Origin of the sequence: Cohnella cellulosilytica, assembly GCF_042431195.1 — a bacterium.
GTDB classification, from domain to species: domain Bacteria; phylum Bacillota; class Bacilli; order Paenibacillales; family Paenibacillaceae; genus Cohnella; species Cohnella cellulosilytica.
On sequence record NZ_JBHMDN010000010.1, the window covers coordinates 100,945 to 115,726 of the forward strand.

Below are 14,782 nucleotides of genomic sequence, written 5' to 3' on the forward strand. Positions count from 1 at the left end.
TTAATTTTTTTGTTTTACAATGGGAACTTTGAAGTGCATTTGTTGTCTGTTTGTATGAGGGGAGGGAAATGAAGTTGGATGATAGTTATCTCGTTAATGCAATTCAAATTGAATTACCCGATATGGACGATATTGTTCGTTCATATTGGAAAGATATATGGAATTATGCCTTTTTCTTAACAAAGAAATACGATGCGGCAGATGATATCGCTCAAGAAACTTTTATTTCGGCATTTCGTTCAATTGATCATTTTCGAGGACAGTGCACGCTCAAAACCTGGTTACTTAAAATCTGTCAAAATCGAGCGATGAATTATCGAAGATCTGCCTTCTTTCGGAAAATCGTGCCCGTCCCGTTGGTTCGGAAGACAGGGCAGCAGGTTTCGGCAGAAACGGATTATTTTGCAGGATTAAAATTAGAAAATGCCCTACAGTATCTTCTCTCCCTGCCTCTCAAGTACAGGGAAATATTGTTGCTGGAGATTCGTCACGAACTGTCGATGGAGGAAATATCCAACCTCCTCGGTATCCCTCAAGGAACCGTAAAATCACGTTTACACAGAGCCAGGCAGCTTATGCAAAAAAAGGTAGAGGAGGACGCTACGCTATGACACGAAATTGGGCGGGTTGGGAGTTAAGCCTAAAAAAATCCTTCGAGGAAATTGCCGCAGCCCCTACTCCAGATCAGTTGAATCACATTAAACAAAAGGTATCCCAATCCCGACAGCGCAGAAAAAAAACGAAAATACTTGCAGCTTCGACTGCAGCGCTTCTCATGGCCTTGTTAGTTATAGGCGTTCAATTGTTCAATCAGCAAAATGAACGAGGTCTCAACGTACCCGATGGACAACGACTTGCACTGCCACAAACACAGGAGACCCGTGGGCCATCCGATTGTACTTTTCTGGATAAGCCTTCTTCGGTGAATACCCCGCTGTCGGATCAACAACTGCTCGCCCAACTTCATACGCTGGGCATCGCCGAGTCTTCCTCTGACTGTGTTTTGTATCAGCAAAAATGGGGAGAAGACGGAATACTTGTGTTCTCCAGCACACTGAATGAAGACCACAAAGGGATGGTTTGGAAGGCGAATTTTCTCAGCAGAATAGAAGACGAATGGACGCGGATTAGCGGAGGTACTTTAGACATTGACTTTCCATCGAAAGACGAAGTAAAACGCGGGGTAGCCACTGCTATGATGTTCGTGCCGTCCCAAGAGAACTTTTCCCCTGCCCTTATTTATGGGAATACATTGAATCCATGGGTGTCTAGTATCGTGATTACCGATCAAAATGGTCTAGAACAATCCGCAACCTATTTTAGAGGAATATGGGGTGGCCATTCTTTATGGTTTGCCATTCCTTCCAATTTATCCAGCCCAGAATATATGATACAGGAATTGGACAGCAACGGACATACAATTGAAACTTATTCATTTTCGGAAAATAAAACGGCTCATGGCCAGAAATAGCCATGAGCCTATCTCGCCTTATTTTAATAGAACTTAATAGTAAACATAATATGTTCCTGTTAGCCACGAATAATTTTGATTCTCTACTTTTACCGAGTGATATCCATTACACGAAAAAGAAGTGTTATCTGGGTTAAAGGCATCTAGAAAATCATAATCTACAAATACTGAGTTTGAGGGATCTTCATCAAATAGTTGGACATAGAGATAGTTATTTTCATCATCATCTTCAGTATTCGATCCTGGGTAGGTATATACATCAAGCGATCCCGAAGAATAAATATCTGTTGATTGCTGATTAAAGCTATATGAGAGGCTCCCCAGTAAAGATACTTTATGACTCTTTTCAGTTTTTACAACATAATAACCTTCGTTTTCTCCAACAAGCTCTTGCTGATTAAAATAATTCAAGAGTTGGTGTTTCTCAAGTATTGTTTTCGCCCTTAAAACTTCTTTAGGATAAATAACTACAGAAGTATTATCAAATTTCCATTCCCCATCTTCTAGTACGACGTCATAGGGAATCCGAGGATACTCTATGCCGGAAACTATTTGATCGATAAGAACTTCATACTTTTTAGTATTTATTTTGTTGACTTCTATTACTTTATAGTCGATATCCATCTTTTTATTTTCTTGTTGAAAGAAATCTCTATTTTTTTTCTCGGATTCAATAATTGAATTCAAATAGAGATCGCTATTGTTATTTTTCAAACTTTGGAAAAAATCATGAGTAACTCTTTCAACTTGTGCAATCTCATTATTTATTTCTTTTGGGTACGAAAAACCGGAAAGTATTACGAATGCACACAAAGAAAAGATGATGGTTTTTATTTTCATAATAATATATCGCTCCTTTGTTGTCTATTAATGGATGGCCATCCACTTTCATCTTAATATTTAAAATAATACAAATAAATACTTAATAACCAAATTAATTATAAATATCCAAAAATAAGAGCAAATTATGTATGTAGCTTCTTAATCAGGCACCTTCTTTCACACACTTCTAAAACGGAAAACAATACAACAAAAAAACGCAAGTTCTGAGAGAAATCCCCCTCAAACTTGCGCTTTTCGTCAAAAAAACATACTTTTGTTGTCCGATTGTAGAAAAATTACTTTGGGACAGCTCGTACTGCTACAACTTCCCCAATTACTTCCGCGGAAGAACTCCAAGGAACATTTTCGACTCCGGATCGAAAATCATCGAGATCGGACCGATAAGAGCGTTCTGATCCGTGTCGTACACGACGGAGATCAGCTTGCCGTTTGCGGCCTGGATTTCTTCCAGCCGTTTCTTCTGCGCGTCCGTCGCCAGCATTACGCTGATGTTCCCGGAATCGACTTCCTCGACTAGGGCGTCTTCCTTCTTCGTCGTCAGGTGCGACTTTTGATCCTCCGGCATGTTTTTCCAGCTAAGCTCTTGATATTCCTTGATCGTCGCCGGAGCCAGCTGAGCGACGTCGGACATCACGACAAGATAGTGCAGCGGGCTTATCGGAGGCAGGCTCTTCGTCATGATCGGGCCGTAGTAGGCGCGAACCTTGTCTCCTGCTTTCAGATTGGCGAACGGAACGTCGATGCCTTCCGACGTAATGACGCCCGTTTCCTTGCCTGCGTTCAGAATAATCGAAGTCGTCGTTTGTCCGTCCTTCGTCTCGCCGAACTTCACCTGCCAGCCGTCATCCGTTTTCTCGACCGATTGGATGACGTCTTCCTTGACGAGCGATTCTCCGTTAACGACGATTTTATGCGCCTGAGACTGACCCAGATAACTCAACGCTATGACCGGACCGAACTCCGCCATGATTCGCGTTCCCGCCTTCAAGTCGGCAACGTTGATCGCTTTGCCGTTTTCGTCCGCCAGCTCGGTATCCTTGTCGATGTTGAGAATCATCCAGCGCTGGTCTCCATGTCCGAGCAGCTCGACCCGATACTGCCCTTCCCTGTCGGTCGGCGAAATATCGACGATCACGCCCAGCATTCTTAAGTATTCCACCGCTTGCTCTTCCTTCGAGTTGATTTGGATTTCCTTCGTCTTCGAATTCCAGTTCAGGACGTAGCCGAGCTCGGTCGCCGTTTCTCGCGCCGGTAGATACGCTTTGCCGTTGATGTAAACCGGATTCAGCGAAGTTTTGTCCCCGTTGACGGAAACGACGATATCTTTATGGAAGATCCCGGTGACTTTACCGACCAGTCCGCTCGCTCCTGCGGCCGCAGCGGCGCTTGTGCCCAGCAGTCCGACAGCGGTCAATACGACTAACAGTTTTTTCTTTTGCATCATGAATTCTCCTTTCGGAAATCGGTTGAAGCTTATTGACGGCACGCGGCCATCCTTGCTTCAAACTCACAGACGCGCTTGCATTCTCAAATGTTTCATTAGAAAAATTAACTTATTGACTTGGCCCGGGAACTTTAGCTTGTCTCTGTTGTCTGTTTGTATGATGGGAGGAGGAAAGCGGAAGTAGATAATGGTTATCTGGTTCATGCGGTGAGAATCAAATTTTCTTCTTCACCAGTCCCCCCCTGTCGCCATCCTGCGCGCCCAATCTTCTATTCTCTCCCGGTTTACCCGCCGTAGCTCCGTCCTACGTGCTTATTCCCGAATTTCCCACTTCTCCCACGCTCATAGAACCATCCCACGTGCTTATTTCCCATTTTTTCGCTCCTCCAACACTCATAAGACCGTCCGGCGTGCTTATCCGATGGCAGCCCTCCGACGTCAAACAGACCGGCCGGAGCTTCCGCTCCAAAACCGGTCTGTACGTGTCTAGGATTGAACTGGGGTCTCGTATCAACAGGTTACGTTGGATGATGCCTTCCCCGGGAGAGCCTATAGACAGACGCCCTCTCAGGCCTCGCCGTTCGGGTACACGATTACCTTCAGGCTTTCCGCCTTGTTCCGCATCGCCCTTTCCATCGCTTCCTGCGTTTGCTCCAGCGGATAGCGGTCCGTAATCAGGCTTTGCACGTCGACCGATCCCGAGGCGAGGAAAGCGATCCCCTGCGGGTACGTGTTCGCATAGCGGAAAATACCGTAGACGTCGATCTCGTTGTCGCAGAGGAACGGCACGTTAAAGCCGATTTCCGCCTGCTGCGGCAGGCCGACGATGGAGAGCTTGCCGCCTCTGCGCAGACTGGCGGTCGCCGTCTTCAGCGCGACCGGGTGACCGGCCGTCTCCAGCGCAACGTGAACGCCCTGCCCTTCCGTCAGCCTTCTGATCTCCCCCGCCGCGTCGCCGGCGCGTCCGTCGACGATGTCGGTCGCGCCAAGCTGCAGCGCCGCCCGCAGGCGGTTCTCCTCCAGATCGCTGGCGAAGATGCGCCGTGCCCCGAACGCCCGGGCGGCCGCGACCGCCATCAGACCGACCGGCCCCAAGCCGATCACAGCGACGTCCCATCCCGGCTTCATGCCGGCGCGATTCAGCGCGTGAATGCCTACGGAGAACGGCTCGTTCATCGCCGCCTCCTCGAAGGACAGATGATCCGGGATCGGGAACAGGAAGTCCTCCCGGTGTTTGATATACTGCACGAACGCGCCGTCGACCGGCGGTGTCGCCAGAAACTGGACCTCGGGGCACAGGTTGTAGCGTCCTTCCTTGCACGCCTCGCATCGTCCGCACGTAATGCCCGGCTCTATCGCGACCCGGTCTCCCGGAGAGAAGCGGTTCGCTTCGCTTCCGCAGGCGACGACGATCCCCGCGCATTCGTGGCCGAGAATAATCGGCTTCTTGACGACGTAAGGGCCGATGCGTCCGTGCTCGAAATAGTGAACGTCCGAGCCGCAGACGCCGACCGCCATCACCTTGACGAGCACCTCGTCCGGACCGACGTCCGGCACGGGAATCTCTTCGATCTCAATATGCAGAGGCGATTTCATAATCGCCGCCCGCATCGTCGCGGGCAGCTCCGGAAGCCGGCGCGCTCCGTGCGACGGCATTTCTTCGCTTTTCGTCATCCCTTATTCCTCCCCATTATCGCGGATAACCCCGGAAGAGGCTTTCCCATAAATCTTTGGAGGGGCACCCAGTAAAATGATCGATTTATTCCATGGGGGATATATCTCCTTCCGCTGCTGATACGACCATGAAATTAGGAATGGATTAACCCATAACAAGGTAATTTCATGGCCGTATGAGGCAGGCGCTTCGCTCTACAGGAGACATATCCCCATTCTTTTTGCAATCATTTTAGTTGCCCTGGTTTGCTTATGGGCCAGCCTAATTCCCACCTTCGTCATCCCTCACTCCTTCTATTTTTACGGCTAGCTGCAAGCCTGTCAATGAAGAAACGACGTTAGCTGGTTTCCCGTCCAAGAAAGCCGCAAGATTGCCGATTACGGCCCAAAGCCCATCTACCGCTCAAGAAACGACATTGGCCGGTTTCCCGTCCAAGAAAGCCGCAAGGTTGTCGGTTACGGTTTGCAGCAGCCGGGTTCTGGCCTCGTGCGTGGCCCAGGCCAGGTGGGGCGTAACGATGCAGTTCGCCGCGGTCAGCAGCGGGTTGTCCGACGCCGGGGGTTCGGAGGAGAGCACGTCCACCGCCGCTCCCGCGATGCCTCCCGCGTTCAGGCAGTCGGCCAGCGCCCGCTCGTCGACCAGCCCGCCCCTGGCCGTATTGATCAGGAAGGCGGATTTCTTCATCCGGGCGAGGCTCGACCGATTGACCAGGCCGGCCGTCTCCGAAGTCAGCGGACAGTGCAGGCTGACGACGTCCGACGTCTCCCACAGCTCGTCGAGCCCGACCCAGGAGAAGCGGTCGAACGGCGGCTCTCCGCCCGGAGAACGCCGGTAAGCCGCCACCTTCAGGCCGAACGCATGGGCGATCCGGCCCACCTGCTCTCCGATGCTTCCGTAGCCCACGATGCCGATCGTTTTGCCGTGCAGCTCCACGAGCGGCTTGTTCCAATAGCACCAATCGGCGCTCCGGCTCCAGTCCCCGTCCTTAACCGAACGGTCGTGCAGCCCCGCGTGCTGGCACAGCTCCAGCAGCAGCGCGAACACCAGTTGGGCGACCGATTGCGTCCCGTAGCCCGGAACGTTGGCGACGACGATGCCCCTCTCCCGCGCGGCCGCGATGTCTATGACATCGTACCCGGTTGCCAGCACCCCGATATATTTCAGCTTGGGAAGCTGCCGCAGCGCGTCGGCCGGCAGACGGGTCTTGTTCGTCAGCACGGCATCCGCATCCGCGGCGCGCTCCGCCACCCGCTCCGGCGGGGTCCGGTCGTACACCGTCACCTCGCCGAGGCGTTCCAATCCGGACCAGCTCAAATCTCCGGGATTTAACGCATGGCCGTCCAATACTACGATTTTCATCGGTCTTCAGCCTCCTTTAACGCTGCGATTTTCAAAGTCTCTCAGGCTCCCTCAACACTACGATTCCCATAGGTCTTCAGCCTCCTCAGCTGGCCGAAATGTTCGCCAACCGCCACGCTTCGAGCAGCGTCCTCTTGGACTGCGCCAGCACGACCTCCGGCTCCTCTCCCGGCAGCGGCTTCACCTCGAAAGCAACGATATTGGCGCCTCCCTCGTAAATGTAGCCGATCTCGAACAGCTCGCGCAAATATTCGGCCAGCTCCGGCGCGCCGTTCTCCCCGCCCGGATAAGCGAACCGGGGGTGCAGATCCCCGTATGCGATATCGCTCTCGTCCTTCATGTAGCAGTTGCCCATATGCGCGTGGGTGATCGCTTCCCGCGTCAAGCGCACCGCATCGCGAGTCGACTCGTGCTGCAGCGGAAAATGGCTCAAATCGACCATCAGCCCGAAGGAAGGATCGATTTCGCGCACGCGCCGGGCGACTTCAAGGCACAGGGCGTTCGGCCCCAGCAGGCGGCGTTTGTCCACGTCGAAGTCGAACGTCTCCAGCACGATTTGCAGATTTCCTCCGGCCCGCGCGTACGCGCACAGCTCGATCAGCGATTCGACCGCCTTGTCGACCGCCCGCGCTCTCAGCGCTTCCCCCGGGTCGGGGCCGCTGACGACGGCCAGCCGGATCGCGCCCAGCTCGTACGCCTCGTCGACCGCCTGCCGCAGCAGCTTCAAGGCGAACTCCCGGTCCTCTTCGTTCAGCGCGTTCAAATTCGCCTGCCGCCCCAATATTAACGGCTGCGCGGCATAGCAGACGACCAGCCCGCTGCTGTCCAGCAGCTGCTTGACCCGGCCTCTCTCCTCCCCGTCCGGAATGCCGGTAATTTCCACCGAGCCGAAGAACGCGTCTTTGGCTACCGTAAGCAGCGTATTGTAAATTTCCCCTTTCTCCCCGATCGCCCGGGGGAAAGCCATCGGATGCACGAGACCGACCGTCATGTAACGATGAAGCTCGGAATGCATACGGCGTTCCTCCTCTCGAAATCTTTCCCTTGGATTGCGTTATCCTTTCACCGCGCCGGCGGCAATGCCTTCGACGATATTTTTCTGCAGGAAGAAATAGGCCGCGACAAGAGGCAGCATCGACAGCAGATAGGACGCGAACGCCAGATTCCACTGCGTGCCGTAAGAGCCGTAGAAGACATATTGCGCCAGCGGGATCGTTCTCTTGTCGGGCAGATGCAGCGTAAGCAGCGGGAACAGAAAATCGTTCCAGATCCACAGCGCGTTCAGAATGATCGAAGTGGATGTAATGTGCTTGAGCATCGGAAAATAAATCGACCAGTACAGCCGGTTCGGCGAGCACCCGTCCATAACCGCCGATTCGGCGATCTCCCCGGGAATGTTGCGGATAAAGCCCACGTACAGAAATACGGTAAACGGAATGCCCCTGCCGACATAAGCCAGAGCCAGGCCGGTCAGGTTGTCCATCAGGTTCAAATCCTTCATCAGCTTGATCAGCGGACTAAGCGTCATGTAGAACGGAATAAGCAGACCGCAGACGATCGCGTAGTATAAAATGCCGTAGCCCCTCGTATTCCTTCGCGCGATCGCGAAGGAGCACATGCCCGACACGATGGCGATTCCGACTACGCTGAGGAAGGTCAAATAGAACGTATTCCAGAGCACTTTATCGAATTTCATCAAGTTCCAGACTTGAACGATGTTGTCCCAGTACAAGGTAGACGGCAGCCGGAGCGGATAGTGCAGCGTCTCGGGCGCCGTCTTGAACGCCTGGGTGATCATAATATAGAACGGGAACAGATAGACCAGAATCAGCAGGAACAGCCCGATCTCGAAGCCGGCCAGCCGGAATTTCCGGAAGCTGAACGAACGGGTCCGTATGCTCTTAGCGCGCATTGTCCTCCCCCTTCCTCAGCAATCTCAGCTGCACGAGCGTAATCGCCACGATGATCAGGAACAGGACGACGCCGAGCGTCGCGCCGTAGCCGGCCCGCAAATATTCGAACGTCTCGTGGTAGATCGTCAGGGACAGAATTTCGCTGGAATTGCCCGGTCCTCCGGTCGTCAGGGAAAACAGCAGATCGAACTCCTTGAAGCCCCGTTCCATCGTAATGACGATGTTCACGGTGAAGGCCGGAATAATCATCGGGCACGTCACGTACAGAAATTTTCTCCATCCCACCGCTCCGTCCATGTCGGCCGCCTCGTACAGCTCCCGCGAGACGCCCTGCAGAGCCGCGATATAAATGACCATCGTCCAGCCCACCATGCGCCACGCGTTGACGAAGATCGCCGCGTAGAGAGACGTTTTCGGATTGCCCAGAAAATTGTTGGCCATCGTCTCGAGATGGAGCCAGCGCCCCAGCTCGGCGATCGGATCGGTGAACAGATAGTTCCACAAGTATCCGACCATCAGCGGGCTGAGCAGGACGGGGATGAACAGCATCGTCCGCATCATATTCTTCGTGCGGAGCCGGCCGTGCAGAAGCACGGCCAGCAGCAGCGAAGCGACGTTCTGGACGATGGTGAGCAGGATGGCGAACACGAACGAGTTCCGCAGCGGAACAAGGACGGCAAAATCGTGCAAAAACGTCTTGTAGTTGTCCAGGCCGATAAAGTTATAGTGCGGCGACGAGCCGTTCCAGTCCGTCAAGCTGTAATAGACGCCGCCGAACACGGGATACACCATGAAGACGGCAAACAGCGCGACGGCCGGCACGGTCATGCCCAAATATTGAAACGACTCTTTTCTGTCTTTCTTCTTCATCCGCGTCTGGCTCATCTTTCACCTCGCCGTTTGTGACTTGTGCGCGCTTCGTTATTGCGAGTTGAACTGTTCCAGATAGTCCGTCTTGAAGTCCGGCGACGCCTTCAGCAGCCGCTGATGCTCCGCCTCCAGCGAGTCGAGCGTCGTGCGGATGTCCGTGCCGCCCATCCACTGCTGGGTCGCCTTCTTCATCAGCTCTTTAATGCCGGGAATCCACTCGCGCTCGGAGAAGCCGACGTATTTTCCGCTGTTCAGCAGCGGCATTTGATTTTCCAGAATCGGGTCGCCGCTCACTTGCGTGTCCTTGACCGCGGAAATCGTGCTCATATTTTGGGCGAACAGCTCTCCGCTCTCGACCGTGAACATCTCGTCCAGGAAAGCGAGCGCCGCTTCCGGGTATTTGGATTTGCTGGAGATCGAGATGCCGGTGTCGAAGTCGGCGATCGTCTTGTAGTCGCTCTCGTCCGACAGGAACGGATCGGGAATGATCATGAAGTTCAAGTCCGGGTTGAGCTGGCGCAGGGCGACGCTTTCCGCCGTTCCGCCCATATAGAAGACGGCCTCCTCTTTGACGAAACGCCTTCTCGCTCCGTCCGGGTCGAGTCCGAGCAAATCTTTGTTGGCGTAATTCAGCACCTGCGAATAGGCGTTGAACAAGCCTTCGAATTCCGGACCGTTCCAATGCCGCGTGCCTTCGACCGTCTCCCTGTAGAAATCGGGGTTTTGGCCGGCGACGATCAGGTGGAGATAACCGAAGTTAAAGGCGGTCGCGCCGCTTCCGTCCTTGCCCGGAATGACTACCGGAGCTTCCAGTCCGTTCTTCCTCAGCGTCTCGCATGCGGCGAGGAACTGCTCGAACGTCTTCGGATACTTGGTCACGCCGTACTTGGCGGCGACGTCGGTGTTGAAGTACATGCCGAAGATCGCCTGCGAGATCGGATACGCGTACGTCTTTCCTTTGTACACGTTGATATTTTTCGGAATCGGCTTGAACCGCTCCCCGAGTCCCGAATCCGACAGGTCGAGCAGGTTGCCTCCCTTGGCGTACAGTTGAATCTGCGTGCCCCATTGGTAGATCATCAGGTCAGGCGGGTCTCCGGCCGCCAGCTTGGCCGCCATCGCGGCGTTAAACTCGGCCACTCCCGGAATGACGGTCACGTCGACCGCGTAGCCGGGATTTTTCTGCGAGAAGCTTTCGGCATAGGCGTTCAAGGTATCCACGCTCTCCGCCTGCAGCGTCATCAGCTGCAGCCGCTTGACCGGACCGGACGAAGCCGCGCCCTCGCCTCCCGTCTCCGAACTGCCGCTCTCGTTGCCGCTCTTGGAGCAGGCCGTCGCCGCGGTCAAAACCAGGATCAGCGCGAGCGCCAGCAACATCATTTTTTTGCTCATCTGTTGTCCCTTCCCCTCAGTGTTGAAATTGATAACGGTTTCATTGTAAGGGCTTTCTCCGCTTGAAAACAGATAAGCGCTCTTGCGAAAAACGCTACCGAAACTTTGGGTTCCGTCCTCCGAATCGCCGATCCGCTTCCCAAAAGTTCAATCTTTTTGGCCCTTCCGCAACAAACAAAAATGTCCGGACGAATGAGCCGGACACGACGGAAGGAACGAGGGCGGATCAGGAATGGAACGCTTTGACGAATTCTTTGGGCGTGACTCCCTTGGCTTTCTTGAACACGGTGCTGAAATAGTGCGGATTTTTGAAGCCGGTCATCCGCGCGATATCCTTGACCTTGTGCTTGCCGGAGAGCAGCATGCTCTGGGCGTTGTCCATCCGTACCTTCAGCAGGTAGTCCTGAAAATTAATATTCATCACTTCCTTGAAAACGATGCTGAGATAGCTGGCGTTGTAGTGCTGGATTTCCGCGATATCCTCCAGCTTGACGTCCTCCGCGTAGTGGGTGTCGATATAAGCCTTCAGGCTCTGGATCACCTTTTCCTTGGAATGGCGGCTGCTGTTGGAGATGTTGATGATCGTCGTGAACAGCTCCTGCAGCCAGTCGAACATATCTCTCAGCGAGTGAAAATAGTAGACCTCCTGGCGAAACGGCTGAAAATGGACGCTCGGATCGATGTTGAAGTCCTCCAGCGCGGTCGTCAGAAAATGGTTGTACAGGTTTTGCGCGCAATGATAGGCGGGGAGCGCTTCGGAGACCTCGGTGCGCATCTCGTTCAGGACCGCGACAACGCTGCGCAAATCGTTGGATTCGGTGTAATGCTTAAGCGTCATGAACTTGTGCAGCGGAATTTTGTACAGCTGCTTGTATGGCTCGGCATCCATGGGAGCGATGCGATGATTGTCCTCGATAAACAGACGGTGCTTCATGCAGTGCACCGCTTCCCGGTAGCTGTCGGCCAGCCGCTCGTGCATCCCGCTGGTGCCGATCGTGAACTGAAAATGATTGCGCCGCAGCAGCTCGTCCTGCAGGCGGGCCAGCGCCCGGTCCACCGCCTCGGCGAACGGTTCCCTGCCGGACGGCTCGGCCAGGCAGAAGAACAGGGCGAACTCGCTCGGACTCGCTTCGAACAGCGCCAGATTGTCGCCGTAGCTCCACTCCCCGTCCCGGGTGAGCGCCTCTCCCAGCATATCGGCGTCCCAGGCTCGCGCCTGGGGGTCCGCCAGCAAATAAGCGGCCTGGAACAGCGAATCCGGCCGACCGGCCCGGAAAATCTCCGCGGGGTCGCAATCCTCGAATTCGATTCGCGCCAGCTTGCTTCTGAGCTCCCTGGCGCTTTCCTGCATGGACCATTGCTCCAGACTCCGCTGCTCCTGCTCCTCCTTCTCGATCATTTCGAAGCAGCGCGCGAGCGCCTGGTACAGCGTCGACTTGTCGATCGGCTTCAGCAAATAATCGACGACGCCCAGCTTGAGCGCGCGCGAAGCGTATTCGAATTCGCTGTATCCGCTGATGATGATCATCTTCGTCCGCGGATATTTTCGCGACAGCGTGCGGATCATCTCCAGCCCGTCCATCTCCTCCATGCGAATGTCGCACAGCACGATATGCGGACGAAGCTCCTCCATCCGTTTAAGCCCCTGCTCGGCGCTGGCCGCTTCTTCGATCCGCGACCAGGCGAAGCCGCCTTTTTTCAGCTTGCTGATCAAGCCCTCCCGGATAATTTCCTCATCATCGACAACCAAAATGTTGTACATGCTCCCACCCCGTTGTCTCAAATTTCGGCGATCGGCTGCGTCAGAACGACGACCGTTCCCTTGTTCCCGGCGCTGTCGATCCGGAGACCGCATGGTGCGCCGTAATAGTTGACCAGACGCTTGTGCACGTTGAAAATGCCGACCCATTCGTTCGTCGCTCCGCCGCCGCGGTTTGCGCTGATTTCCCGCAGCTTGGCGTTCAAATAATGCAGCTTGCCCGCTTCGATGCCGACTCCATTGTCGGCGACCCGGATTTCCAGGAACCCGTCCTTCTCCTCCGCTTCGATCGTGATGACGCCGGCCCGTCCCAGATTGCGGAAGCCGTGCAGCACGCAGTTTTCCACAATCGGCTGCAAAATGAATTTGAGCACTCTGCACTTCTCCAGAAGCTCCGGCTCCACCCGGAACGAGTAATCCAGCTTGTCCCGGAAACGGATTTTCTCGATCTCGAAATACGTCCCGACATGGTCCAGCTCCTCCCGGAACGTCACGATATGGTTGCCCCGGATGTTGTACTGGAACAGCCTGCCGAGCGATTGCGCGATCGTCTGGATTTCCGGCACGTCCCGCACCTCGCCCAGCGCCTCCATCGTTTGCAGCGTATTGTACAGGAAATGCGGATTGATCTGGAATTGCAGCGCGTCCATCTGCGCCGACTTGAGCACGATCTGGTCATTGTAGATTTTCTGAATCAGCTTCTTGATTTCCGATACCATCATATTGAATCCGCCGTATAGCTGCTTGACCTCGTAGTCCAATCCTTCCTCGCTCAGCTCGATGTCGAAATTGCCCTTGCGGACGATCCGCATCGATTGGATCATTTTCCGAATCGGCCGCAGCACGTGCGAGGACAGCAGTACGACGAGCAGCAAGGAGCCGACCAGCACAAGCGAGGTCAGCAGCAGCAGATGGTTGCGCAGACTGCGCGCGTCCAGCAGCGCGTTCTTGAAATTGCCCCGCACGGTGATGACTGTCGTCCAGTCCGTCACGTCGGAGCGGTGGGTGATCACCTGCGCGGGCGACTCGGCCAGCTCGTACGTCCGCCCCTCCGTCTCTCCGTTGGAATCGAGCAGCACAGTGCCGTCCGGCCCCACGATCTCGATCTGCATTTCGTCCTTGGAGAACAGCCTGTTTTCATCCAGAATATTCTGTAAAATTTGCGTGTCCGACGTAATCGTAATGTATCCGACCGGAATATTGTCGTCGATCGGAATGAGGCTTCGAATGACTCCGAACAACTGCACCGGCAGCCCGCGATCGATGCGGTTGGGCGGCACAATGTACAGATCGCGCGCGTCGATGCTGCCGCGGTTTTCTCGAATCCACGGATTGTCCCGCAGCTTCACGCTGCTCTCGAAGTTGAGAAAGCGATGCGGACCGGAGAAAAAGAACTCCATATCACGGTCGTAGAAATTGATGATCATGTTATCCCGAACCGAGGTGAAGCTGATCACCAGGCTGGTCATTTCGTTATAGTCGTTCAGTCTCTGCAGCGGACTGTAGTCGGGAGACTGGCTCTCCTCGATGTACCGCTGAACGTCGGCGTTGCCCAGCAGAATTTTGCTGATCCGGTTCATCTCTTCCACGTAGCGGTTCATCTCATTGCTGACGTTCGTCGCCACGTTGCCGGCGTACTGCACGTTCTGCCGGTCGATATAGCTCTTGCTTTGATAGTACGAGATCATCCCCATGGCGATCATCGCCGCGGTAATGATGACCAGGAAGGTGACGATCACCTTCATCGTCAAGGACAGCGTGCGAGGAGCGCCTTTTAATGCGGCAAACGCTTTGTTGAGCGGCATAGGTCCTCCTTTAAGCCCGTCTTATGCTGTTTTGTAAGCGCACACATTCATCTTAGTTTAGCCCTCCCGTTTTGTCCACGACTCCAAGGCAATTGGACAAATTTGCCCATAATCGCAAACCCGTCTCCGCTGAGGGCGCCGCGAGAGCGTCAAACCTAAGCCAATGAAACCGTTTTTGCCAAAAAAGACGATGTTTGTTTCCCGTTATAATGAGTGCGAACAGGCCCGTTCCCCGGAACTCGGCCCACCTC

At 54.2% G+C, this 14,782-nt stretch carries 12 protein-coding genes; 2 read left to right on the top strand and 10 right to left on the bottom strand.

Annotation, left to right across the window (positions count from 1 at the left end):
• Nucleotides 1-74: 74 nt before the first annotated feature.
• Both ACFFT4_RS06595 and ACFFT4_RS06600 read left to right on the top strand, forming a co-directional pair.
• Nucleotides 75-611, top strand: a complete 537-nt coding sequence (locus tag ACFFT4_RS06595) for an RNA polymerase sigma factor (protein ID WP_378046094.1) — start codon at nt 75-77, stop codon at nt 609-611.
• Entirely contained in the window at nt 608-1,471 is an 864-nt protein-coding gene (locus ACFFT4_RS06600) for a hypothetical protein (protein WP_378046095.1), read from the top strand. Before ACFFT4_RS06595 ends, ACFFT4_RS06600 begins: the two co-directional genes overlap by 4 nt.
• A gap of 33 nt (nt 1,472-1,504) precedes the next feature.
• On the opposite strand, the gene ACFFT4_RS06605 is transcribed toward ACFFT4_RS06600, so the two are convergent.
• From ACFFT4_RS06605 to ACFFT4_RS06650, 10 genes are all read right to left on the bottom strand, one after another.
• Nucleotides 1,505-2,311 (bottom strand): hypothetical protein, encoded by an 807-nt coding sequence (locus ACFFT4_RS06605; RefSeq protein WP_378046096.1) that lies wholly within the window; start codon nt 2,309-2,311, stop codon nt 1,505-1,507.
• A gap of 316 nt (nt 2,312-2,627) precedes the next feature.
• On the bottom strand, nt 2,628-3,755 hold the full coding sequence (locus ACFFT4_RS06610; protein ID WP_378046097.1) for a stalk domain-containing protein: 1,128 nt from the start codon (nt 3,753-3,755) through the stop codon (nt 2,628-2,630).
• A 570-nt stretch (nt 3,756-4,325) separates the two neighbouring features.
• Nucleotides 4,326-5,432, bottom strand: coding sequence for a sorbitol/xylitol/iditol dehydrogenase GutB (gutB, locus tag ACFFT4_RS06615; protein ID WP_378046098.1), 1,107 nt, complete (start codon nt 5,430-5,432; stop codon nt 4,326-4,328).
• A 403-nt stretch (nt 5,433-5,835) separates the two neighbouring features.
• On the bottom strand, nt 5,836-6,792 hold the full coding sequence (locus ACFFT4_RS06620) for a D-2-hydroxyacid dehydrogenase (RefSeq protein ID WP_378046100.1): 957 nt from the start codon (nt 6,790-6,792) through the stop codon (nt 5,836-5,838).
• An 85-nt stretch (nt 6,793-6,877) separates the two neighbouring features.
• The gene (locus ACFFT4_RS06625) at nt 6,878-7,807 is read right to left on the bottom strand and encodes a sugar phosphate isomerase/epimerase family protein (RefSeq protein WP_378046102.1); all 930 of its coding nucleotides are present in this window, start codon (nt 7,805-7,807) and stop codon (nt 6,878-6,880) included.
• Nucleotides 7,808-7,846: 39 nt separating this feature from the next.
• Nucleotides 7,847-8,704: a carbohydrate ABC transporter permease gene (locus tag ACFFT4_RS06630; protein ID WP_378046103.1), complete on the bottom strand. Its 858-nt coding sequence runs from the start codon at nt 8,702-8,704 to the stop codon at nt 7,847-7,849.
• A complete protein-coding gene (locus ACFFT4_RS06635; protein ID WP_378046105.1) occupies nt 8,694-9,590 on the bottom strand; it encodes a carbohydrate ABC transporter permease in 897 nt (298 codons plus the stop codon). The genes ACFFT4_RS06630 and ACFFT4_RS06635 overlap by 11 nt, the downstream gene beginning before the upstream one ends.
• A gap of 36 nt (nt 9,591-9,626) precedes the next feature.
• Entirely contained in the window at nt 9,627-10,967 is a 1,341-nt protein-coding gene (locus ACFFT4_RS06640; RefSeq protein ID WP_378046106.1) for an ABC transporter substrate-binding protein, read from the bottom strand.
• A gap of 226 nt (nt 10,968-11,193) precedes the next feature.
• Nucleotides 11,194-12,729, bottom strand: a complete 1,536-nt coding sequence (locus ACFFT4_RS06645) for a response regulator (protein WP_378046107.1) — start codon at nt 12,727-12,729, stop codon at nt 11,194-11,196.
• 17 nt (nt 12,730-12,746) lie between these two features.
• On the bottom strand, nt 12,747-14,531 hold the full coding sequence (locus ACFFT4_RS06650) for a sensor histidine kinase (protein WP_378046109.1): 1,785 nt from the start codon (nt 14,529-14,531) through the stop codon (nt 12,747-12,749).
• Nucleotides 14,532-14,782 lie beyond the last annotated feature (251 nt).

Excerpts from the sequence above, each read along its gene's own strand:
- ACFFT4_RS06600 (WP_378046095.1), top strand. The coding sequence starts at position 608 with ATGACACGAAATTGGGCGGGTTGGGAGTTAAGCCTAAAAAAATCCTTC.
- ACFFT4_RS06605 (WP_378046096.1), bottom strand. The coding sequence starts at position 2,311 with ATGAAAATAAAAACCATCATCTTTTCTTTGTGTGCATTCGTAATACTT.
- ACFFT4_RS06610 (WP_378046097.1), bottom strand. The coding sequence starts at position 3,755 with ATGCAAAAGAAAAAACTGTTAGTCGTATTGACCGCTGTCGGACTGCTG.
- gutB (WP_378046098.1), bottom strand. The coding sequence starts at position 5,432 with ATGACGAAAAGCGAAGAAATGCCGTCGCACGGAGCGCGCCGGCTTCCG.
- ACFFT4_RS06620 (WP_378046100.1), bottom strand. The coding sequence starts at position 6,792 with ATGAAAATCGTAGTATTGGACGGCCATGCGTTAAATCCCGGAGATTTG.
- ACFFT4_RS06625 (WP_378046102.1), bottom strand. The coding sequence starts at position 7,807 with ATGCATTCCGAGCTTCATCGTTACATGACGGTCGGTCTCGTGCATCCG.
- ACFFT4_RS06630 (WP_378046103.1), bottom strand. The coding sequence starts at position 8,704 with ATGCGCGCTAAGAGCATACGGACCCGTTCGTTCAGCTTCCGGAAATTC.
- ACFFT4_RS06635 (WP_378046105.1), bottom strand. The coding sequence starts at position 9,590 with ATGAGCCAGACGCGGATGAAGAAGAAAGACAGAAAAGAGTCGTTTCAA.
- ACFFT4_RS06640 (WP_378046106.1), bottom strand. The coding sequence starts at position 10,967 with ATGAGCAAAAAAATGATGTTGCTGGCGCTCGCGCTGATCCTGGTTTTG.
- ACFFT4_RS06645 (WP_378046107.1), bottom strand. The coding sequence starts at position 12,729 with ATGTACAACATTTTGGTTGTCGATGATGAGGAAATTATCCGGGAGGGC.
- ACFFT4_RS06650 (WP_378046109.1), bottom strand. The coding sequence starts at position 14,531 with ATGCCGCTCAACAAAGCGTTTGCCGCATTAAAAGGCGCTCCTCGCACG.